18 protein-coding genes are annotated in these 21,077 nt (G+C 73.2%); 16 read left to right on the forward strand and 2 right to left on the reverse strand.

Annotated elements, in window-relative coordinates; all coding sequences use genetic code 11:
* The first annotated feature begins 24 nt into the window (after positions 1-24).
* The 8 genes from recG (at position 25) to mutM (ending at position 7,637) form a co-directional block, all read left to right on the forward strand.
* A complete protein-coding gene (recG, locus tag O7609_RS19950; protein WP_269743992.1) occupies positions 25-2,268 on the forward strand; it encodes an ATP-dependent DNA helicase RecG in 2,244 nt (747 codons plus the stop codon).
* Between the two features lie 168 nt (positions 2,269-2,436).
* The gene (rsmD, locus tag O7609_RS19955) at positions 2,437-3,024 is read left to right on the forward strand and encodes a 16S rRNA (guanine(966)-N(2))-methyltransferase RsmD (protein WP_269735631.1); all 588 of its coding nucleotides are present in this window, start codon (positions 2,437-2,439) and stop codon (positions 3,022-3,024) included.
* A 26-nt stretch (positions 3,025-3,050) separates the two neighbouring features.
* Positions 3,051-3,530 carry a pantetheine-phosphate adenylyltransferase gene (gene coaD / locus O7609_RS19960; RefSeq protein ID WP_269735630.1) on the forward strand — a complete coding sequence of 160 codons (480 nt, stop codon included), beginning with the start codon at positions 3,051-3,053 and terminating at the stop codon, positions 3,528-3,530.
* 71 nt (positions 3,531-3,601) lie between these two features.
* Positions 3,602-4,882 carry a cell division initiation protein gene (locus O7609_RS19965; RefSeq protein WP_269743993.1) on the forward strand — a complete coding sequence of 427 codons (1,281 nt, stop codon included), beginning with the start codon at positions 3,602-3,604 and terminating at the stop codon, positions 4,880-4,882.
* A 213-nt stretch (positions 4,883-5,095) separates the two neighbouring features.
* Complete coding sequence (locus O7609_RS19970) at positions 5,096-5,707, forward strand: YceD family protein (protein ID WP_269735628.1); 612 nt, start codon at positions 5,096-5,098, stop codon at positions 5,705-5,707.
* A 2-nt stretch (positions 5,708-5,709) separates the two neighbouring features.
* The gene (gene rpmF / locus O7609_RS19975; RefSeq protein WP_191211935.1) at positions 5,710-5,883 is read left to right on the forward strand and encodes a 50S ribosomal protein L32; all 174 of its coding nucleotides are present in this window, start codon (positions 5,710-5,712) and stop codon (positions 5,881-5,883) included.
* A gap of 19 nt (positions 5,884-5,902) precedes the next feature.
* Entirely contained in the window at positions 5,903-6,715 is an 813-nt protein-coding gene (gene rnc, locus O7609_RS19980; RefSeq protein WP_269735627.1) for a ribonuclease III, read from the forward strand.
* A gap of 7 nt (positions 6,716-6,722) precedes the next feature.
* On the forward strand, positions 6,723-7,637 hold the full coding sequence (gene mutM, locus O7609_RS19985; RefSeq protein ID WP_269735626.1) for a bifunctional DNA-formamidopyrimidine glycosylase/DNA-(apurinic or apyrimidinic site) lyase: 915 nt from the start codon (positions 6,723-6,725) through the stop codon (positions 7,635-7,637).
* Positions 7,638-7,660: 23 nt separating this feature from the next.
* Here mutM and O7609_RS19990 read toward each other — a convergent pair whose 3' ends face one another.
* Complete coding sequence (locus tag O7609_RS19990; protein ID WP_269743994.1) at positions 7,661-8,476, reverse strand: CAP domain-containing protein; 816 nt, start codon at positions 8,474-8,476, stop codon at positions 7,661-7,663.
* Between the two features lie 222 nt (positions 8,477-8,698).
* Here O7609_RS19990 and O7609_RS19995 point away from each other — a divergent pair, with 222 nt between their 5' ends.
* The 5 genes from O7609_RS19995 (at position 8,699) to ftsY (ending at position 16,386) form a co-directional block, all read left to right on the forward strand.
* Positions 8,699-9,016: an acylphosphatase gene (locus tag O7609_RS19995; RefSeq protein ID WP_269737188.1), complete on the forward strand. Its 318-nt coding sequence runs from the start codon at positions 8,699-8,701 to the stop codon at positions 9,014-9,016.
* Positions 9,017-9,341: 325 nt separating this feature from the next.
* Positions 9,342-9,548, forward strand: coding sequence for a hypothetical protein (locus tag O7609_RS20000; RefSeq protein WP_219091414.1), 207 nt, complete (start codon positions 9,342-9,344; stop codon positions 9,546-9,548).
* Positions 9,549-9,764: 216 nt separating this feature from the next.
* On the forward strand, positions 9,765-13,340 hold the full coding sequence (gene smc / locus O7609_RS20005) for a chromosome segregation protein SMC (RefSeq protein ID WP_269743995.1): 3,576 nt from the start codon (positions 9,765-9,767) through the stop codon (positions 13,338-13,340).
* A 240-nt stretch (positions 13,341-13,580) separates the two neighbouring features.
* Complete coding sequence (locus tag O7609_RS20010) at positions 13,581-15,002, forward strand: sugar porter family MFS transporter (protein WP_269735622.1); 1,422 nt, start codon at positions 13,581-13,583, stop codon at positions 15,000-15,002.
* A 163-nt stretch (positions 15,003-15,165) separates the two neighbouring features.
* The gene (ftsY, locus tag O7609_RS20015; protein ID WP_269735621.1) at positions 15,166-16,386 is read left to right on the forward strand and encodes a signal recognition particle-docking protein FtsY; all 1,221 of its coding nucleotides are present in this window, start codon (positions 15,166-15,168) and stop codon (positions 16,384-16,386) included.
* Positions 16,387-16,480: 94 nt separating this feature from the next.
* Here the strand turns inward: ftsY and O7609_RS20020 are convergent, their stop codons facing one another.
* The gene (locus O7609_RS20020) at positions 16,481-17,206 is read right to left on the reverse strand and encodes a bifunctional DNA primase/polymerase (RefSeq protein WP_269735620.1); all 726 of its coding nucleotides are present in this window, start codon (positions 17,204-17,206) and stop codon (positions 16,481-16,483) included.
* 325 nt (positions 17,207-17,531) lie between these two features.
* On the opposite strand from O7609_RS20020, the gene nsdA reads away from it, so the two are divergent.
* The 3 genes from nsdA (at position 17,532) to O7609_RS20035 (ending at position 21,047) form a co-directional block, all read left to right on the forward strand.
* The gene (gene nsdA, locus O7609_RS20025; RefSeq protein ID WP_269735619.1) at positions 17,532-19,043 is read left to right on the forward strand and encodes a transcriptional repressor NsdA; all 1,512 of its coding nucleotides are present in this window, start codon (positions 17,532-17,534) and stop codon (positions 19,041-19,043) included.
* A gap of 364 nt (positions 19,044-19,407) precedes the next feature.
* Positions 19,408-20,712, forward strand: a complete 1,305-nt coding sequence (locus O7609_RS20030) for an ammonium transporter (protein WP_269743996.1) — start codon at positions 19,408-19,410, stop codon at positions 20,710-20,712.
* Positions 20,709-21,047 (forward strand): P-II family nitrogen regulator, encoded by a 339-nt coding sequence (locus O7609_RS20035; protein WP_219091420.1) that lies wholly within the window; start codon positions 20,709-20,711, stop codon positions 21,045-21,047. The genes O7609_RS20030 and O7609_RS20035 overlap by 4 nt, the downstream gene beginning before the upstream one ends.
* Positions 21,048-21,077: the final 30 nt, after the last annotated feature.

The raw sequence follows: 21,077 nt of genomic DNA on the forward strand, positions 1-21,077 counted from the left end.
TCGTGGGGGAAGATGGGCCGCACGATGGAGAGTCCACTGGCCGAGCCGCTGAAGAAGACGGTCGGCGGCACCACCGCGAAGGTGCTCGCCGACCACCTCGACCTGCACACCGTCGGCGACCTGCTGCACCACTATCCGCGCCGGTACGCGGAGCGCGGTGAGCTGACGCGCCTGGCCGACCTGCCGTTGGACGAGCACGTCACGGTGGTCGCGCGGGTGGCCGACGCCCGGCTGCTGTCGTTCAACCGCGGCCGGGGCCAGCGGCTGGAGGTGACGCTGACGGACGGCAGCGGGCGGCTCCAGCTCGTCTTCTTCGGCCGGGCGGCCTACGCGCACGAGAAGAAACTCGTCCCCGGGCGGCGGGGCATGTTCGCGGGCAAGGTCTCCGTCTTCAACCGCAAGCTGCAACTGGCCCACCCCGACTACAAACTGCTGGACGAGGACGGCGACGCCGCGGCGGTGGAGCGCTTCGCCCGGGCACTGCTGCCGCTCTACCCGGCCGTCAGACAGCTCAACTCGTGGAAGATCGAGCAGGCCGTGGAAACGGTCTTGACCTCGATGGAGGCCATCGGGTGGAAGGGCCTGGGCGATCCGCTGCCCGCCTCCCTGCGGGAGGGCCGGGACCTCCTGCCGCTGCCCGAGGCCCTGCGGTCCGTCCACCGCCCGCGGTCGTGGGCGGAGGTGGGGGCGGCACGGCGGCGGCTGAAGTGGGACGAGGCGTTCGTCCTGCAGGTCGCGCTGGCCCGCCGCCGCTCGGCGGAGGCGCAGCTGCCGGCCGTGCCCCGCGCCGCGCGGGACGACGGCATCCTCGCGGCCTTCGACGCCCGGCTGCCGTTCACCCTGACGGAGGGCCAACGCCGCGTCAGCGAGGAGATCTTCACCGATCTGGCCGCCGCCCACCCCATGCACCGGCTGCTCCAGGGCGAGGTGGGCAGCGGTAAGACGATGGTGGCGCTGCGGGCGATGCTCACCGTGGTGGACGCCGGCGGCCAGGCGGCCCTGCTCGCCCCGACCGAGGTGCTGGCGCAGCAGCACCACCGGTCCATCGTGGAGATGCTGGGCGAGCTGGCCGAGGGGGGCCTGCTCGGCGGCGCCGAGCACGGCACCCGGGTGGTTCTCCTCACCGGCTCGATGGGCGCCGCCGCGCGCCGTCGGGCGCTGCTGGAGCTGACCACGGGCGAGGCCGGGATCGTCATCGGCACGCACGCGCTCATCGAGGACAAGGTGCGCTTCCACGACCTCGGGCTCGTCGTCGTGGACGAGCAGCACCGGTTCGGCGTCGAGCAGCGGGACGCGCTGCGCGCCAAGGGCGAGCAGCCGCCGCACCTGCTGGTGATGACGGCGACGCCGATTCCGCGCACCGTGGCCATGACGGTCTTCGGCGACCTGGAGACGTCCGTGCTGGACCAGTTGCCCGCGGGGCGGTCGCCCATCGCCAGCCATGTCGTTCCCGCGGCCGACAAGCCGCACTTCCTGGCCCGCGCCTGGGAGCGGGTGCGCGAGGAGGCCGAGGGCGGGCACCAGGCCTACGTCGTCTGCCCGCGCATCGGGGACGAGGAGACAGCCGGCGGGGCGGCGGAGGAGGACGCGGCGGGCTACGGGGCCGAGGAGGACGAGGAGGCCGGGAGTGGCGGTGCCGAGGGCGGCGAGCGGCGGCAACCCCTCGCCGTGCTGGACCTGGCCGCGCAGCTCACCGGGGGACCGCTCGCCGGGCTGCGGGTCGAGGTGCTGCACGGCCGCATGGCCCCGGAGGCGAAGGACGACGTGATGCGCCGCTTCGCGGCGGGCGAGGTCGACGTGCTCGTGGCGACGACGGTCATCGAGGTCGGCGTCAACGTCCCCAACGCCACGGTCATGGTGATCATGGACGCCGACCGCTTCGGCGTCTCCCAACTGCACCAGCTCCGCGGCCGGGTCGGGCGCGGTTCCGCGCCCGGGCTGTGCCTGCTGGTGAGCGAGATGCCCGAGGAGAGCGCGGCCCGCACGCGGCTGGACGCCGTGGCGGGCACGCTGGACGGCTTCGAACTCTCCCGGATCGACCTGGAACAGCGGCGGGAGGGAGACGTCCTGGGGCAGGCCCAGTCGGGGGTGCGCTCCAGCCTGCGGATGCTCACGGTCGTCGAGGACGAGGACGTCATCGCCGAGGCCCGGGCCGAGGCCACGGCCGTCGTCGCGGCCGACCCGGGTCTCGACGACCATCCGGAGTTGCGCACGGCCCTGGCGGCCCTGCTCGACGAGGAGCGCGAGAGCTACCTCGACAAGGGCTGAACCGCCCGGCGAGCCGGTCCGGGAGCCGGGCGGGCGGCCGGACGGCCCGTGGGCCCGGCCGGAGTGCGGCCCGGGGCATATCGTGGGGGCGAGGCGGCCGGTGGCCGTCGCGACCGATCAGGCCGGCACGTCGCACGTGCCCACGTCAGCAGCTAAGGAAGCCTCGCCATGACCCGCGTGATCGCCGGAGCCGCAGGGGGGCGGCGGCTGGCCGTGCCGCCGGGGCAGTCCACCCGGCCCACCTCCGACCGGGCCCGGGAGGGGTTGTTCTCCAGCTGGGAGGCCCAACTCGGCGGCGGCTGGGAGGGGCTGCGCGTCCTGGACCTCTTCGGGGGCTCGGGAGCCGTCGGTCTGGAGGCGCTCTCCCGGGGCGCCGAACACGTCCTGCTCGTCGAGTCGAACGCCCGGGCGGCCCGCACCATCAGGCAGAACGTCGCGGCTCTCGGGCTGCCCGGCGCGGAGGTGCGGGTCGGCAGAGCCGAGCAGGTCGTCGCGGGTGCACCGGGCGTTTCCTTCGATGTCGTCTTCCTGGACCCGCCGTACGTGGTCCCGGACGACGATCTTCGCGAGATCCTCCTCACACTCGCCGGTCAGGACTGGTTTGCGGACGGCGCACTGGTCACCGTGGAGCGGAGCACCAGGGGCGGGGAGTTCCGTTGGCCCGAGGGCTTCACGGCGCTGCGCTCCCGGCGCTACGGCGAGGGGACGCTCTGGTACGGTCGCGCCGCCCGAACGGAAGTCACCGCCGCGTCATGAACAGCCCGGAGAGCGAGGGAAAGCCAGTGCGCCGCGCAGTCTGTCCGGGGTCCTTCGACCCCATCACCAACGGCCACCTCGACATCATCGCCCGCGCGGCCAGGCTGTACGACGTCGTGCACGTCGCCGTGATGATCAACAAGAGCAAGCAGGGGCTGTTCACGGTCGAGGAGCGCATCGAGCTGATCGAGACGGTCACCTCGGAGTTCGGCAACGTCGTCGTCGAGTCCTTCCACGGGCTCCTGGTCGACTTCTGCAAGCAGCGCGACATCCCGGCCATCGTCAAGGGCCTGCGCGCCGTCAGCGACTTCGACTACGAACTCCAGATGGCGCAGATGAACATCGGCCTCTCGGGCGTGGAGACGCTCTTCGTGCCGACCAACCCCACCTACAGCTTCCTCTCCTCCAGCCTGGTCAAGGAGGTCGCCACCTGGGGCGGCGACGTCTCCCACCTGGTGCCGCCGCAGGTCTCCGCGGCGCTCGCCCAGCGGCTCACGCGTCCCTGACGGTGCGCCGCGGCCGCCCGGGCGTCCCTCGCGCTGTTCCCCCGGCCGTCCCTGCCCGTACAGTCGCTCCCGTGGACGTACAGTCAAGACTCGACGACATCGTCGCGGCGGTCCGTAACGCCCGAGCCATGCCCATGTCCGCCTCCTGCGTGGTGAACCGGGCGGAACTGCTCGGCCTGCTGGAAGAGGTGCGCGACGCCCTCCCGGGCTCCCTCGCGCAGGCGCAGGAACTGCTCGGTGGCCGGGAGCAGATGGTCGCCGAGGCCCATGAGGAGGCCCGGCGCATCATCGAGGCCGCCCGCACCGAGCGCGGCTCGATGGTCTCCGACACCGAGATCGCCCGCCGCTCCCAGGCGGAGGCCGACCGCATCCTGGCCGAGGCGCGCCGGGAGGCGGAGACCATCCGGGCCGAGGCGGACGACTACGTCGACAGCAAGCTGGCCAACTTCGAGGTCGTCCTCAGCAAGACCATCGACTCGGTCGGCCGTGGCAAGGACAAGCTGCTGGGCCGCGCCACCGACGCGGACGCCGCCTTCGGTCACGATCCGGATCAGGGCCACGAGGGCCTCGCGGCCCCGGAGCGGTCCGCGGACCCGGACGAACTGCGGGAGCGTGCGGACACGTACGTGGAGGCGCAGTTCCAGGCGTTCGAGTCGGTGCTGACGAAGACGCTCGGCGCCGTCGGTCGGGGCCGCAAGAAGCTCACCGGGCACCGTCCGATGGACGAGCTGGGAGCCCATCTGGCGGCCCAGGAGGAGGCCGGAGCGGAGGGGCACCACCACGTCCACGTCTCCGACGCGGAGTATCTGGCCGGGCTCGCGGAGCCGCAGGCTGACATCCCCGCCCAGGCGCGGCAGCCCGTCGCGGAGCCCGCTCCCACCGGGGGCGTGCCCGAGCCCCTCGCCGCGCCGCAGCCGGCCCCGCCGCCCGCCGATCCCTACGCCCCGGCCGCTGTCTACGACCAGGGCGGCTTCCAGACCGCCTACGGCCAGGAGGCCGACCCGTACCAGCAGGGCGGCTACGCCTACCCGCCCCAGCCCGGCTACGCCCAGCAGGGTTACCCCCCGCAGCCGGTGCCCGAGGCCCGGCAGCAGGGGCACCCCGGGGGCTACGCCGAGACCGACCCTTACGGTTACCCGCAGCAGGCCTACCCGGACGGCTACGGCCAGGTCCCGGCGTACGGCACCGAGGCGGGATACCCGCAGCAGGCGGCGGGCGACGGCTACCCGCAGCAGCACGCCCAGCACCAGGCCCACGCCCAGCACCAGGCCCCGGCCCTGGACGAGACCAGCTTCTTCGACACCAGCATGATCGACATGGAGGAGCTGCGCCGCTACGAGCAGGGGCGCTGACCGGCCACGGAACCGCGTGTTCCGGGTCGGCCGGGCCGTCCGTCCCGGCCGGTCGGTGGCGATTGGGCCGATCGGAGCCGGTGAAGTATCCTGGCTCATCGGTCGCGCGTACGCCCGCGGCTTTCGGCTGCCCGGCGATGCCGGGCCGGGCCGCAGTCACACCGATGAAAGCAGGAAGCCCTGAACGCCCCCCTCGACCACCGTGCCCCGCTCGTGTTCGACACACGCGAGCTGGGTCGTCGTCCCGGTGCGCTCAAGCGGCTCTCCCGCACCGTCGAGGCGCCCCGCGACCTCGGCACCGAGGTCATCGGGGTGCCCGAGGGCGCGTCGGTCGAGCTGGAGCTGCGGCTTGAGGCGGTCATGGAGGGCGTGCTCGTCACGGGGACCGCCCGCGCACCGCTGACCGGCGAGTGCGTAAGGTGTCTGGAGCCGCTGGAGCAGGAGTGCGAGGCGGACTTCCAGGAGCTGTACTCCTACCCCGAGACCGATGACCGCGGCCGCGCCGTGGCCGCCGGTGACGACGCCGAAGGCGCCGAGGACGAGGAGGACACGCTCTTCCTCGAGGCCGACCTGTTCGACCTCGAACCCGTGCTGCGGGACGCGGTGGTGCTGTCGCTGCCCATGCAGCCCGTGTGCCAGGAGGACTGCCCGGGGCTCTGCCCGCGGTGCGGCGCCCGGCTCGCGGATGAGCCGGACCACCAGCACAACGAGGCCGCCGACATCCGGTGGGCGGCCCTGGAGGGACTCGCCGAGAGCATCCGCCACGGCGAGAAGGACAACGTGAACGGCACCCGACCGGGTGCCGACGAGAAGCAGGAGAAGTAGCCGTGGCCGTTCCCAAGCGGAAGATGTCGCGCAGCAACACGCGCCACCGCCGGTCGCAGTGGAAGGCTGCGGTCCCCACCCTGGTGGCGTGCGAGCGCTGCTCGGAGCCCAAGCAGCAGCACATCGCGTGCCCCAGTTGCGGTACCTACAACAAGCGTCAGGTTCTCGACGTCTGATCGGCGGGTGACAGGCTCCATGTCAGACGCCAGTACGCCCAAGCGGGCAGCGGCGAGTCTGGTGGATGCGGCCTCGTCCCACACGCTTCTGGAAGGGCGGCTCGGGTATCACCTTGAGTCCGCCCTTCTGACGCGTGCGCTGACGCACCGCAGTTTCGCGTACGAGAACGGCGGGCTGCCCACGAACGAGCGCCTGGAGTTCCTCGGCGACTCGGTCCTGGGCCTCGTGGTGACCGACACGCTCTACCGTGCCCACCCGGAACTGCCGGAGGGCCAGCTCGCCAAGCTGCGCGCCGCGGTGGTCAACTCCCGCGCCCTCGCCGAGGTCGCCCGGGGGCTGGACCTGGGTGCCTTCGTCCGGCTCGGCCGCGGCGAGGAGGGCACCGGGGGCCGCAACAAGGCATCGATCCTCGCGGACACGCTGGAGGCGGTGATCGGCGCCGTCTACCTCGACCAGGGGTTGACGGCGGCGGAGGAGCTGGTGCACCGGCTCTTCGACCCGCTGATCGAGAAGTCCGCACTCCTCGGTGCCGGCCTGGACTGGAAGACCAGCCTCCAGGAGCTCACGGCGGCCGAGGGGCTCGGGGTGCCCGAGTACGTGGTCACCGAGACCGGCCCCGACCACGAGAAGACCTTCACGGCTGCTGCCCGCGTCGGTGGTGTCGCGTACGGCACCGGCACCGGCCGCAGCAAGAAGGAAGCCGAACAGCAGGCCGCCGAGACGGCCTGGCGGGAGATCCGGGCCGCGGCGGACGCGGCGGCCGCCGGCGGAACCCCCGCCGAGGGCGCCCAGGACACCACGGCCGGCGGCACCGCCGACCCGGCGGGCTGAGGGCGCCGTGCCCGAGCTGCCCGAGGTGGAGGTCGTCCGGCGCGGACTGGACCGCTGGGTCGCCGGCCGGACCGTCGAGGCGGTCACGGTGCTGCACCCGCGCGCCGTGCGCCGCCATGTGGCGGGCTCGGCGGACTTCGCCGCCCGGCTCTCGGGCCACCGCTTCGGCGCCGTCCAGCGCCGGGGCAAGTACCTGTGGCTGCCGCTCGGCCCTCCGGACGCGGGTCCGGAGGACGCCGAGCGGCAGCCGTTCGCCGTCCTGGCGCATCTGGGAATGAGCGGGCAGCTCCTCGTCCAGCCCGCCACGGCACCGGACGAGCGGCATCTGCGGGTGCGCATCACCTTCACCGACCGCGGCGAGGGCGAGCTGCGCTTCGTCGACCAGCGCACCTTCGGCGGACTCTCCCTGCACTCCGTCACGGAGGACGGGCTGCCCGACGCCATCGCGCACATCGCCCGCGACCCGCTCGACCCGGCGTTCGACGAGGCCGCCTTCGACGCCGCCCTCCGGGCCAAGCGCACCACGGTCAAGCGGGCGCTGCTGGACCAGTCCCTGGTCAGCGGCGTCGGCAACATCTACGCCGACGAGGCGCTGTGGCGCTCCCGGCTGCACTACGACCGGCCCACGGCCACGCTCACCCGGCCGCGCGTCGCCGAACTGCTCGGACACGTACGCGAGGTCATGTCCGCGGCCCTCGCCGTGGGCGGTACGAGCTTCGACAGCCTCTACGTGAACGTCAACGGCGAGTCCGGCTACTTCGAGCGGTCGCTGGACGCCTACGGCCGCGAGGAGGAGCCCTGCCGTCGCTGCGGCACCCCGATACGCCGCCGCCCCTGGATGAACCGTTCCAGCTACTACTGCCCGCGTTGCCAGCGGCCGTACCGCCCGCGGTCGACGGGCGCCACGGCCGCGGCGCGCTGACCGGGCCGCGGGGTCCGCTCGGGTCAGTAGCCGAAGGACTGGGTCCACCAGGGGCCGCCGCCGGCGAAGTGCGCACCGACGCCCAGGCTGGTGAAGCCGCAGTTCAGGATGTTCTTCCGGTGGCCCGGACTGTCCATCCAGGCCCGCATGACGGCCTCGGCGTCGGCCTGGCCGCGGGCTATGTTCTCACCGCCCAGGTGGGTGACGCCGTCCTCCTCGGCGCGGTCCCAGGGGTCGCGGCCGTCCGGGTCGGTGTGGGAGAAGTAGCCGCGGCGCGCCATGTCCGCGCTGTGGTCGCCGGCCAGCCGGGCCAGCGACGCGTCGGCCCGCAGCGGGCTGCACCCCGCCCGGGAGCGTTCCTGGTTGACCAGGGTCAGCACCCGGGCCTCGGCGGCCGAGTGTGCGCCGGAGTCCCCGGGGGGCGATGGCGGGTCGGCGGTCGGCGCGGGCGGCTTCGGGGCGGGGGTGGGCTTCGCGGGCGCGGAGGTCTCGGGCGCGGGCTTCGCGGACCGCTCCTCCTCTTCCCGCGGCTTCTCCTCGGTGGGCTCGGCGGACGGCGTCGGCTCGTCCTCGGGCGTCGTGGACGGCTCGGGAGTGGGCGTGGGCGAGGGCGAGCGGCGCTCCTCACCGCGCGAGGCGGCGGTGTCGTCCCGGCCCCCGGCGCCCTCCGACGCGCCGGGTGTGCGGGAGGAGGCGCTGTCGGTCCGGGCCGTTCCCGGCTCGCCGTCGAGGAGACCGAACCCCTCGCCGAGCCCCGGGACCACTCCGGCTCCCACGGCCACGGTGCCCAGCACGGCCGTGGCGGAGACCGCCAGCAGGCCGGCTCTGAGCGGCGTCACCCTGCGTTTGCGATGTCGGTGGCGGCCCATCTGCTGCAGTCCTCACGTACTCGACGGCGATCGTGTCACTCGATGGAGTGAGACTCGTGTCCGGGGACAGTACGCCATCGCTCTTCGCACGGAGGTGCGGAGGGGGGAATCCGACCGATAGCGTGCGTCACATGAGCACAGGGCGAAACAGGGCGAAACAGGGCGGTCACCGAGACGGGTGAGGCACCCGGGGTGTCGGCGGGGACGAGGGCGGAGGCCCGTGACGACGCGGCGGCCGACGTCCGGCTGACCGCCTGGGTGCGCGGACGCGTGCAGGGCGTCGGTTTCCGTTGGTACACACGGGCGAACGCCCTGCGGATCGGCGAGCTGACCGGTTTCGTGGTGAACCTGTCGGACGGCCGGGTGCAGGTCGTGGCCGAGGGCCCGCGGGCGAACTGCGCCGCGCTGCTGGAGTGGCTGACCAGTGCGGACACGCCGGGAGACGTGACGGGCGTCACGGAGATCTGGGACGCGCCGCGGGGCGGCTACCCGGTTTTCGAGATCCGCTGAGCCGAAACGGGTCGGTGTCCTCGACGTGAACTGGTTGCCAATCCGGGCGTGACGTGCAAGGCTGCGGCACGAGTGATCGACAGTGCGCCACCCGCCACGGGGTTCGCAGCTCCGGCCGAAGCAGCCGTCGAGCCGGGCCGTCCGTGCACGCGGCGTGTGACCGTGTTGACCGTCGTAACTTTTGGTGAGACGCTGGAAGCCCCGCGCACCTTGCTACTTCAGCCCTGAGAACCTCTGTGCAGAGCGGACGTTGCGGGTGCCCTATCCCTCACGACCCAGACGACCACCACTGCGGTCGGTCACTCATTGTGGAGGACCATCCATCATGGCAAAGGCGCTTCTCGGTTACGTCGGCGGCTCCGACCCCCGAGTCCTCGCCGAGATGCGACGGCTTCAGCAGCGCGTCCAGGACCTGGAATCCGAACTGATCCGGATGCAGGCCGAGAACGACGCGCTGTCGGCCGCCGCACGTCACGGCGACTCGCTGCTTGACAGCATCGACGTTTCCAAGGGCGAGCCGGCACTCACCTGACCCGAGACCCGGGGCAGGTGCGCTTACGGCGCTCATCCTGTTGCAGAACCGCGAGGGACGCTTCGGCGTCCCTTCGTCATGTCTCGCGCTGTCCGTCGTGGCCGTGTGGTGATCCGTCCCCCCGGGGCGCCCCCTGGCTGTCGGCTACTCGTTACCGTGTGATGTGCCCTGCACCTTCTGCGGTGAAACCGCGCCCCGGAGGTAAAGTCACCCGGCGTGCACCTCAAGAGCCTGACCCTGCGCGGGTTCAAGTCCTTCGCCTCGGCCACCACGCTGCGCTTCGAGCCCGGCATCACCTGTGTGGTCGGGCCGAACGGCTCGGGCAAGTCGAACGTGGTGGACGCCCTGTCCTGGGTGATGGGGGAGCAGGGGGCGAAGTCCCTGCGCGGCGGCAAGATGGAGGACGTCATCTTCGCCGGGACGTCCGGCCCCACGGGCCGGGCGCCGCTGGGCCGCGCCGAGGTCTCGCTGACCATCGACAACGCCGACGGCGCGCTGCCGATCGACTACGCCGAGGTCACGATCACCCGGATCATGTTCCGCAACGGCGGCAGCGAGTACCAGATCAACGGCGACACCTGCCGGCTGCTGGACATCCAGGAGCTCCTGTCGGACTCCGGCATCGGCCGGGAGATGCACGTGATCGTCGGGCAGGGGCAGCTCGACGGCGTCCTGCACGCCGACCCGACCGGCCGCCGGGCCTTCATCGAGGAGGCCGCCGGTGTCCTCAAGCACCGCAAGCGCAAGGAGAAGGCGCTGCGCAAGCTCGACGCGATGCAGGCCAACCTCGCCCGCGTACAGGACCTCACGGACGAACTCCGCCGCCAGCTCAAGCCGCTCGGCCGCCAGGCCGCCGCCGCCCGCAAGGCCGCCGTCATCCAGGCCGACCTGCGCGACGCCCGGCTGCGGCTGCTGGCCGACGACCTGGTGGCGCTGCAGAACGCGCTGCGGGCCGAGGTCGCCGACGAGGCCGCGCTGAAGGAGCGCAAGGAGGCGGCCGAGGCCGCCCTGCGCACCGCACAGCAGCACGAGGCCGAACTGGAGGAACGGGTTCGCCGTCTGACGCCGCGTCTGGAACAGGCGCAGCAGACCTGGTACGCCCTCTCGCAGCTCGCCGAACGCGTCCGCGGGACCGTCAGCCTCGCCGACGCCCGGGTCACCAGCGCCCGCTCGGCTCCGTCCGACGAGCGGCGCGGCCGGGACCCGGAGGACCTGGAGCGCGAGGCCGAGCGCATCCGCGAGCAGGAGGCGGAGCTGGAGGCCGCGCTGGACGCGGCGAGCCGCGCGCTGGAGGACACCGCCGAGCACCGCGCCGAGCTGGAGTCGCGGCTGAGCGAGGAGGAGCGCCGGCTCAAGGACGCCGCCCGGGAGATCGCCCAGCGCCGGGAGCAGCTCGCCCGGCTCGGCGGTCAGGTGAGCGCGGCCCGCAGCAAGACGGCCTCCGCGCAGGCGGAGATCGATCGCCTCACCGCGGCACGGGACGACGCCGTCCGGCGCCGGGCGGGCGCCCGGGAGGAGTACGAGGCGCTCCGGGCCGAGGTGGACGGGCTGGACGAGGGGGACGCCGAACTGGCGGCCCGCCACGAGGCCGCCCGCGAGGAGCTCGCGGCCGCGGAGGCCGCGCTGAGCGCCGTGCGCGACGAACTGGCCGCCGCCGACCGGGAGCGCGCGGCCACCGCCGCCCGCCGGGACGCCCTGGCCCTCGGTCTGCGCCGCAAGGACGGCACCGGGGCCCTGCTGCAGGCCCGGCACGAGCTCGTCGGCGTCCTCGGGCCGGCCGCCGAACTGCTCACCGTGGAGCCGGGGTACGAGGTGCCGGTCGCCGCCGCGCTGGGCGCCGCCGCTGACGCCGTCGCCGTGACGACCCCGGGCGCCGCGGCCGAGGCGCTGCGGCGGCTGCGCAAACAGGACGAGGGGCGGGCGGTCCTGCTGGTCGGGGGCGCCGAGCCGCCGGGGCCCGAGGCTGCGCACGATCCGGGCCCCGAGAGCCCCCGGTACGCGGCCGGGCTGGTCGGCGGCCCGGAGGAGCTGCTGCCGGCCGTGCGGCTGCTGTTGCGGCACATCGTCGTCGTCGACACCCTGGACCACGCCGAGGAGCTGCTGCGTGCCCGCCCGGGGCTCACCGCGGTCACGGCGGACGGCGATCTGCTCGGCGCCCACTTCGCGCAGGGCGGCTCGGCCGGCGCGCCGAGCCTGCTGGAGACACAGGCGGCGGTGGACGAGGCGAGTGCCGCCGTGGAGCGGCTGGACGCCCGGTGCGCGGAGCTGACCGAGGAACGGGAGCGGGCCGCGCGGCGGCTCCGGGAGTGCTCGGCGGCGGCCGAGGAGCTGGGACGGCAGCGCAGCACCGCCGACCGGGAGAAGTCCGCCGTGGCCGCCCGGCTGGGCCGGCTGGCGGGCCAGGCCAAGGGGGCCTCGGAGGAGGCGGAGCGCTGCGAGGCGGCGGTGGCCAAGGCCGAGGACGCCCTCGTCCAGGTCACCGCTTCGGCCGCCGAGCTGGCGGAGCGGCTGGCCGTGGCGGAGGAGGCGGCCGACGCCCTGGAGGAGCCCGACGCCTCGGTGCGGGACCGCTTGGCCGCGGACAGCGCGAACGCGCGGCAGACGGAGATGGAGGCCCGCCTCCAGGTGCGCACCCACGAAGAGCGGGTCCGGGCGCTCGCGGGCCGGGCGGACGGGCTGGACCGCGCCGCCCGCACCGAGCGGGAGGCGCGGGCGCGGGCCGAGCGGCGCCGGGAGCGGCTGCGGTACGAGGCCGAGGTGGCGGCGGCGGTCGCCTCCGGTGCCCGGCAGCTGCTCGCCCACGTCGAGGTGTCGGTGGCCCGGGCGGAGCAGGAGCGGGCCGCGGCCGAGGCGGCCCGGGCCGAGCGGGACCGGGAGCTGACGGTGGAGCGGGGGCGGGGCCGGGAACTCAAGGCGGAGTTGGACAAGCTCACCGACTCGGTGCACCGGGGCGAGGTGCTGGGCGCGGAGAAGCGTATGCGCATCGAGCAGCTGCGCACCCGGGCGCTGGAGGAGCTGGGGGTCGAGCCGGAGGTCCTGGTCGCGGAGTACGGGCCGGACCAGCCCGTGCCGCCCTCCCCGCCGGCGGCGGGTGAGGAGCTACCGGAGGACCCGGACGACCCGCGCAACCGGCCGGTGCCCTTCGACCGGGCGGAGCAGGAGAAGCGGCTGGCGGCCGCCGAGCGGGCGTACCAGAAGCTGGGCAAGATCAACCCACTGGCGCTGGAGGAGTTCGCGGCGCTGGAGGAGCGGCACCAGTTCCTGAGCGAGCAGCTTGAGGACCTGAAGAAGACGCGCAGCGACCTGCTGCAGGTCGTGCGGGACGTGGACGAGCGGGTGCGGCAGGTCTTCACCGAGGCGTTCCACGACACCGCGCGCGAGTTCGAGGGGGTCTTCGCCCGGCTGTTCCCGGGGGGCGACGGACGGCTCGTGCTGACCAACCCGGACGACATGCTCGCCACCGGGGTCGACGTCGAGGCCCGGCCGCCGGGCAAGAAGGTCAAGCGGCTGTCCCTGCTGTCCGGCGGCGAGCGCTCGCTGACCGCCGTCGCGCTGCTGGTGTCGATCTTCAAGGCGCGGCCCAGTCCGTTCTACGTCATGGACGAGGTGGAGGCCGCGCTGGACGACACCAACCTCCAGCGGCTGATCCGGATCATGAAGGAGCTCCAGGAGAGTTCGCAGCTCATCGTGATCACTCATCAGAAGCGGACGATGGAGGTCGCCGACGCGCTCTACGGGGTGTCCATGCAGGGCGACGGCGTCTCCAAGGTGATCAGCCAGCGGCTGCACTGAGTTGCCACCGTCCGTGCACCGTTTCGGCGCATTCTTCATCCCTTGAACTCATGTTGTGAACTCTTGTCGGGGGAAGCGCGTAGATCTGGTTCATCACGCGGTATTGACTTCGAAACATGAACGCATAGTCTCTCCACGTCGCTGCTGGCTTCGGCCGGCGGGCGCACGGTCAGGCGTGCGCCACCGCGACAGCGACACGCCCCCCATCCCGGCTCCGAGGCCGGGCCGCAGGAGTGCACCGTGACCAGAACCGAGCCGGTGGGCCCGGACGCCGCGAGACGGCCCCGGCAGCTCACGTTCGTCGTCTTCATCGCCGCCTCGGCCGCCATGGGCGGCTTCCTCTTCGGATACGACAGCGCCGTGATCAACGGTGCCGTGGAAGGCATCCGCGGCAAGTTCGACGTCGGCGACGCCACCCTCGGCGCCGTCATCGCCATCGCCCTGCTCGGCGCCGCGCTGGGCGCGATGGTCGCCGGACGCCTCGCCGACCGCCTCGGCCGACCGCGCGTCATGCAGCTCGCCGCGGTCCTCTTCACCGCCAGCGCCATCGGTTCCATGCTCCCGTTCTCCCTGTGGGACCTGGCCTTCTGGCGCACGCTCGGCGGTGTGGCCATCGGCATGGCCTCCGTCATCGCCCCCGCCTACATCGCCGAGGTCGCCCCGGCCGCCTACCGTGGCCGGCTGGCCTCCTTCCAGCAGGCCGCCATCGTCCTGGGCATCGCCTTCTCCCAGCTGGTCAACTACGGGCTGCTCACCGCGGCCGACGGCGAGCAGCGCGGGGACCTCCTCGGGCTGGAGGCCTGGCAGGTCATGCTCGGCGTCGAGGTGCTCCCGGCCGTCCTCTACGGCCTGCTCGCCCTGCGCATCCCCGAGTCGCCCCGCTACCTCGTCGCCCAGGGCCGGACCACCGAGGCCCAGGCGGTGCTGGCCCAGGTCGAGCCGGAACGCACCGACCTGGAGGCCGAGGTCTCGCGGATCGCCCAGCAGATGCGCCGGGAGCACAAGCCGAGCCTGAAGGACCTCACCGGCGGGCGCTTCGGGCTGCTGCCCATCGTCTGGGTCGGCATCGGACTGTCGATGTTCCAGCAGCTCGTCGGCATCAACGTGATCTTCTACTACAGCTCCTCGCTGTGGCAGTCCGTCGGCATCGACCCGGCCGACTCGTTCTTCTACTCCTTCACGACGTCCATCATCAACATCGTCGGCACCGTCATCGCGATGCTGCTCGTCGACCGGGTGGGGCGCAAGCCGCTCGCCCTCGTCGGCTCGGCCGGCATGGCGCTGTCGCTCGGACTGGCCGCCTGGGCCTTCTCCTTCAAGTCCGGCGTGGGGGACGACGTCACGCTGCCGGACACCCAGGGCGCCGTGGCGCTGGTGGCCGCCCACGCGTTCGTGCTCTTCTTCGCGCTCTCCTGGGGCGTCGTCGTCTGGGTGATGCTCGGCGAGATGTTCCCCAACCGCATGCGCGCCGCCGCGCTGGGCGTGGCCGCCGGCGCCCAGTGGGTCACCAACTGGCTGATCACCGCGAGCTTCCCCTCGCTCGCCGAGTGGAACCTCTCCGGCTCGTACATGATCTACACGGCCTTCGCCGTGCTCTCCATCCCGTTCATCCTCAAATGGGTGCCGGAGACGAAGGGCAAGGCGTTGGAGGAGATGGGCTAACCCGACCCCGCCGCCCACTCCTCAGCGCTGCCCCGGCTCACCGAGCCGGGGCAGCGCTGCTTGCGGACGCCGAGGGACCCATGGCCGATACTGGTCGGGCCGCCCGCCAAGCGGCCGGCCGCCCAGCGGAAGATCAGGCAACAGCTAGGAACCCAGGGAATCCATGGAAATCGTCATCCTCCTCGTCGTCATCGCCGTGGTCGCCCTCGGCGCCATCAGCGGGCTCCTCATCAGCGGGCGCCGCAGGAAGAAGGAGGTGCGGCCCCCGCAGGGGGGTGCCCCGACGATCACCGCGCCCCCCGCCGAACCGCATGTCGGTGAGGAGGCCGAGGGCGCGCCCGAAGCCCCCGGACGCACCGTGGACGAGGTGGGGCTGCCCGGCACCACCGAGGCCCCGCCGGTCACCGAGGAGGTCGTCGAGGAGCTTCCCGAGGCACCGGCCGTCGAGGTCCCGCCGCCGAGCGCCGGCCGCCTCGTGCGGCTGCGCTCCCGCCTGTCCCGCTCGCAGACCAGCCTCGGCAAGGGGCTGCTGACGCTCCTCTCGCGCGACCGGCTCGACGAGGACACCTGGGAGGAGATCGAGGACACGCTGCTGACCGCCGACGTCGGTGTCGCCCCCACCCAGGAGCTCGTCGACCGGCTGCGCGAGCGCGTCCGGGTCCTCGGCACCCGTACCCCGGACGAGCTGCGCGCACTGCTCCGCGAGGAGCTGCTGAACCTCGTGGGCACCGAGGCCGACCGCACCGTGCACACCGAGACCTCGGGTGCCGAGGACCGCCCGGGCGTGATCCTCGTCGTCGGCGTCAACGGCACCGGCAAGACGACGACCACCGGCAAGCTCGCCCGCGTCCTCGTCGCCGACGGCAGGTCCGTCGTCCTCGGCGCGGCCGACACCTTCCGCGCCGCCGCCGCCGACCAGCTCCAGACCTGGGGCGAGCGCGTGGGTGCCCGCACCGTGCGCGGCCCGGAGGCCGGCGACCCGGCGTCCGTCGCGTTCGACGCCGTCAAGGAGGGCGTCGACGAGGGCGCCGACGTCGTGCTCATCGACACCGCGGGGCGGCTGCACACCAAGACCGGCCTCATGGACGAGCTGGGCAAGGTCAAGCGCGTCGTGGAGAAGCAGGGGCCGGTGGACGAGGTCCTCCTCGTGCTGGACGCCACCACCGGACAGAACGGGCTGGTGCAGGCCCGGGTGTTCGCGGAGGTCGTCGACATCACCGGCATCGTGCTGACCAAGCTCGACGGCACCGCCAAGGGCGGCATCGTCGTCGCGGTGCAGCGGGAGCTGGGCGTCCCGGTCAAGCTCGTCGGTCTCGGCGAGGGCCCGGACGACCTGGCCCTCTTCGAGCCCGAGGCCTTCGTGGACGCCCTCCTGGGCGACTGAGCCCGCGCCCCGAGCGCACCGACGGGTCCGGGGGACACCCCGGGCCCGTCGCTGCGTCACGACGTCGGCCCGTCGCCTCTCGGTCCCCGCCTTGTCAGGCCGTCGTCGGCAGCCATCCCGCGGAGGCCGCGCCGACGCGGCGGCTCAGCCGCAGCAGCGTGCTCAGCAGCAGCCGCGCCTCCGGTGGACGCCCCGCGGACTCCGGCGTCGGCGGGCGCAGCCAGCGCACAGGCCCCAGCCCGCCCACGACCGAGGGCGGTGCGGTGATGTACCCGCCGGGCCCGAGACAGCTCAGGCCCAGCCCCTCGCGGCCGCCCCCCGTCCGCCGCAGCAGCTCGGGCAGCTCCACCGCCGCGCCGGGGGCCACCAGAAACCAGGCGCGGCCGTGCGGGGCGAGGGCGACGGGCCCGAGCGGCGCCCCCATGCGTTCGAGCCGGACGAGCGCTCGCCGCCCGGCCTCCTCGGGCACCTCGACGACGTCGAAGGCACGCCCCGTCGGCAGCAGCAGCGCCGCGCCGGGCACGCCGGCCCACGCCCGGCCCGCCTCGTCGAGCGTCGCGCCCGCCGGCACCTCCAGCCCGGCGTCCAGAGGGTGGGCGCCGGGCGCCGGGCAGGCCCGCGAGCCGCAGGAGCACTCCGGGCCGTCGACGCCGCGCACCGCCCGCGCGCCGGGGGCGACGTCCCAGCCCCACAGCCCGGTGTACTCCGCCACCGCGGTGCTCATCGGATCCGAACCCCGGGGCCGCCCCGGCCGTCGCCCGCGCCGTGCGGCCAGCCGCAGCTCCCGGAGCTCGCGGATGCCGCCGATCGTGAAGCCCATGCTCCCTCCAACGGGTCTCCCGGGCCGATGGTTACGCCGCGTGCCGCACGCCGGGCCCGCCGTCCCACCGTTCCGCGCGTTCGGCGGGTCCTGCCGCACGCGTCACCCGACCGAGTGGTCGTTGCCGTAGGCCAAGTGTTAGCCAGCCCGCTCGTCGTTAGCGTCTCCGGGAGGGGTGGCGAATGGTGGCGTTTCCTCGATCCGCCCTCGCCACCGGGTAAGCGCCGGACTACATTCGGTGCAGGCAGTGACCAGGCAGCGGCGTTCCGGGTATGACGGGGGCACCACCCGAACGCGCTTTCTCCCGGAGAAGTGGGGGCCTCCAGTGGGCGGCAACGGCAGTAACGGCGCCTCGGCCGACAAGCGCCCGAACGAACAGCTCCGTTCGTGGTTCGTGCGCAGCGGCTGGTCCAAGGGCGAGCTGGCCCGGCAGGTGAACCGCCGGGCCCGTGAGATCGGCGCCCATCACATCAGCACGGACACCTCGCGGGTGCGCCGGTGGCTCGACGGCGAGCAGCCGCGGGAGCCGATCCCGCGCCTCCTGTCCGAGCTGTTCTCCGAGCGTTTCGGCTGCGTCGTCCCGGTGGAGGACCTGGGCCTGCGCCAGCCCCGGCAGACGGCCGCGGGCTCGGGCATCGACCTGCCCTGGACGGGCCCGCAGACGGCCTCGTTGATCAACGAGTTCTCCCGCAGCGACCTCATGCTCGGCCGCCGCGGATACCTCGGCACCTCGCTGGCCATGTCGGCGGGCCCGGCGCTCATCGAGCCGATGCAGCGCTGGCTGGTGCCCACGCCGAGCGCGCCCGGCGACACCGCGGGGCTCGTGCCGGTGCCTGCCCAGGGCGGCCCCCGTCGCGGTCACCGGCTCTCCGGCCCCGAGCTGGAGCTGCTGGAGGAGACGACCCGCATGTTCCGCGGCTGGGACGCGCAGTGCGGCGGCGGGCTGCGGCGCAAGGCCGTCGTCGGCCAGCTGCACGAGGTCACCGACCTGCTCCAGGAGAGCCACCCGGAACCGGTGCGGCGCCGGCTCTTCTCCGTCACGGCCCAGCTCGCCGAACTGGCCGGCTGGATGAGCTACGACGTCGGCATCCAGCCCACGGCGCAGAAGTACTTCGTTCTGGCCCTGCACGCGGCCAAGGAGGCGGGGGACCGGCCGTTCGGCGCGTTCGTGCTGTCCAAGATGGCCCGGCAGATGATCCACCTGGGCCGGGCCGACGACGCGCTGGAACTCATCCACCTCGCCCAGTACGGCAGCCGGGACGGTGCCACCGCCGGCACCCAGTCGATGCTGTTCACGCTGGAGGCCCGCGCCCACGCCAACATCGGCCAGCCCAAGCAGTGCCACCGCGCGGTGCGGATGGCCGAGGAGACGTTCCGCGACGTCGACGCAGCCCGGGAGCCCGAGCCGGACTGGATGGGCTTCTTCTCCGAGGCCGAGCTGAACGCGGAGAACGCCCACTCCTACCGCGACCTCGCCTACGTCGCCGGGCTCAGCCACACCTACGCCCGGCTCGCCCAGCCGCACATGGAGACGGCGGTGCGGTTGTTCGGCGAGGAGTGCGAGGGGAAGGGCGGCGGCCACCCCCGCTCCTACGCGCTCAACCTCGTCGGGCTCGCCACCGTGCACCTGCTGCGCAAGGAGCCGGAGCAGTGCGCCGCCCGCGCCGGCCAGGCCCTCGACGTCGCCAAGGGGCTGCGCTCGGAACGGGTGAACACCCGCATCCGGAAGACGGCGGCCAACGCCCGCCGCGAGTACGAGCACGTCGCCGACGTCATCGCTCTCGGTGACCGGCTGTCCGGGGAGTTGCAGACGGCGGAGGCCGCGACCGCCGTCTGACCCTCCGGCCCCGCGGGCGTCCACCCCGCCACCCGTGCCCCGCGCACACCACCGGACCGCCGACCGCGCACCCCGCCCCGAGCACCCGACACGGCTCCTCCACGCCAGGTCACACCGGGCGGGGGCGCGGTCGGCCCGTCATCCGCCCCACCGCCCCGCCGTGCTCTCCCGCGCGGTCGCGCGCCCCGGCGCGCGCGGGGCTGCGGGCCGACGCCGTCGTTCATGCGGTCGTAACACGACGGCCGCCTTCGTCACGGCACCGAAACAGCGGGGCGCATCACAGGAAACCGGCCGACCCCACGCTGATGGACATCCCCAGCCCCAGATCCGCCCCCACGGGTCGTGACATGAGGAGACGTCCACTTTGAACGGCGCGGATACCGCTTTCGTCCTGATCAGCGCAGCGCTGGTCATGCTGATGACCCCAGGCCTGGCCTTCTTCTACGGCGGCATGGTCCGGGTGAAGAGCGCACTCAACATGCTGATGATGAGTTTCATCGCGCTCGGCATCGTCAGTGTGCTCTATGTCCTCTTCGGCTACTCGCTCTCGTTCGGCGCCGACACCGGGGGGATCATCGGCAGCCTGGAGTTCGTCGGGCTCGACGGCATCGACCCCGACACGCTGACCGGCGGCGACGAGGGCATCCCCGTCTTCGCCTTCGTCCTCTTCCAGATGCTGTTCGCCGTCATCACCCCGGCCCTGATGAGCGGTGCGCTCGCCGACCGGGTGAAGTTCAGCGCTTGGGCGGTGTTCATCACCCTGTGGGTCAGCATCGTCTACTTCCCGGTCGCGCACTGGGTGTGGGCTGAGGGCGGCTGGCTGTTCGACCTCGGTGTCATCGACTTCGCCGGCGGCACCGCCGTCCACATCAACGCCGGCATCGGCGGCCTCGCGGCCGTCCTCGTCGTCGGCAAGCGCATCGGCTTCAAGAAGGAGCCCATGCGCCCGCACAGCCTGCCGCTCGTGCTGCTGGGCGCCGCGCTGCTGTGGTTCGGCTGGTTCGGCTTCAACGCCGGCTCGGCCCTCGCCGCCGACGGCACCGCCGCCAACATGGCCCTGAACACGCAGGTCGCCACGGCCACGGCCGTCCTCGGCTGGCTGCTGTACGAGCGCATCAGGCACGGCGCGTTCACCACGCTGGGCGCCGCCTCCGGTGCCATCGCCGGTCTGGTCGCCATCACCCCGGCCGGTGCCTCGGTCAACGCCCTCGGCGCGATCGCCATCGGCCTCGTCGCCGGTGTGGCCTGCTCCTGGGCCGTCAGCTGGAAGTTCAAGCTCAACTACGACGACTCGCTGGACGTCGTCGGCGTCCACCTGGTCGGCGGTCTGATCGGCACCCTCATGGTCGGCTTCCTGGCCACCGAGGGCGCGGGTCTCACGCAGTTCGGCAAGCAGGCACTCGGCGCCTTCTCGGTCATGGCCTTCACCTTCGTCGTCACCTGGGTCCTGGCCAAGCTGGTCGATGTCACGATGGGCCTGCGCGCCAGCGAGGACGACGAGGTGGCCGGCGTGGACCAGGCGTTCCACGCGGAGACCGCCTACGACTTCAGCCAGGTCGGCACCTCCTCGGCCCGGGCAACCGTCACCCCGGCCGCGAAGCCCGCCGCGGGCGAGGCCGATGCCGCCGGCGCCACCACCACCGACGAGGGCAAGAAGGTCGACGCATGAAGCTGATCACCGCAGTCATCAAGCCGCACCGTCTCGACGAGGTGAAGGACGCGCTCCAGGCGTTCGGCGTGCACGGGCTGACCGTCACCGAGGCCAGCGGCTACGGGCGGCAGCGCGGCCACACCGAGGTCTACCGCGGCGCGGAGTACACCGTCGACCTGGTGCCGAAGATCCGCATCGAGGTGCTGGTGGAGGACGACGACACCGAGCAGCTCATCGAGGTGATCGTGAAGGCCTCGCGCACCGGGAAGATCGGTGACGGGAAGGTGTGGAGCGTCCCCGTCGACGAGGCGGTCCGGGTGCGGACCGGGGAACGTGGCCCCGACGCGCTCTGACGCGCGGGGCCCCGCTGGACGTACGGAACC

Source organism: Streptomyces sp. WMMC1477 (genome assembly GCF_027460245.1).
GTDB lineage: Bacteria > Actinomycetota > Actinomycetes > Streptomycetales > Streptomycetaceae > Streptomyces.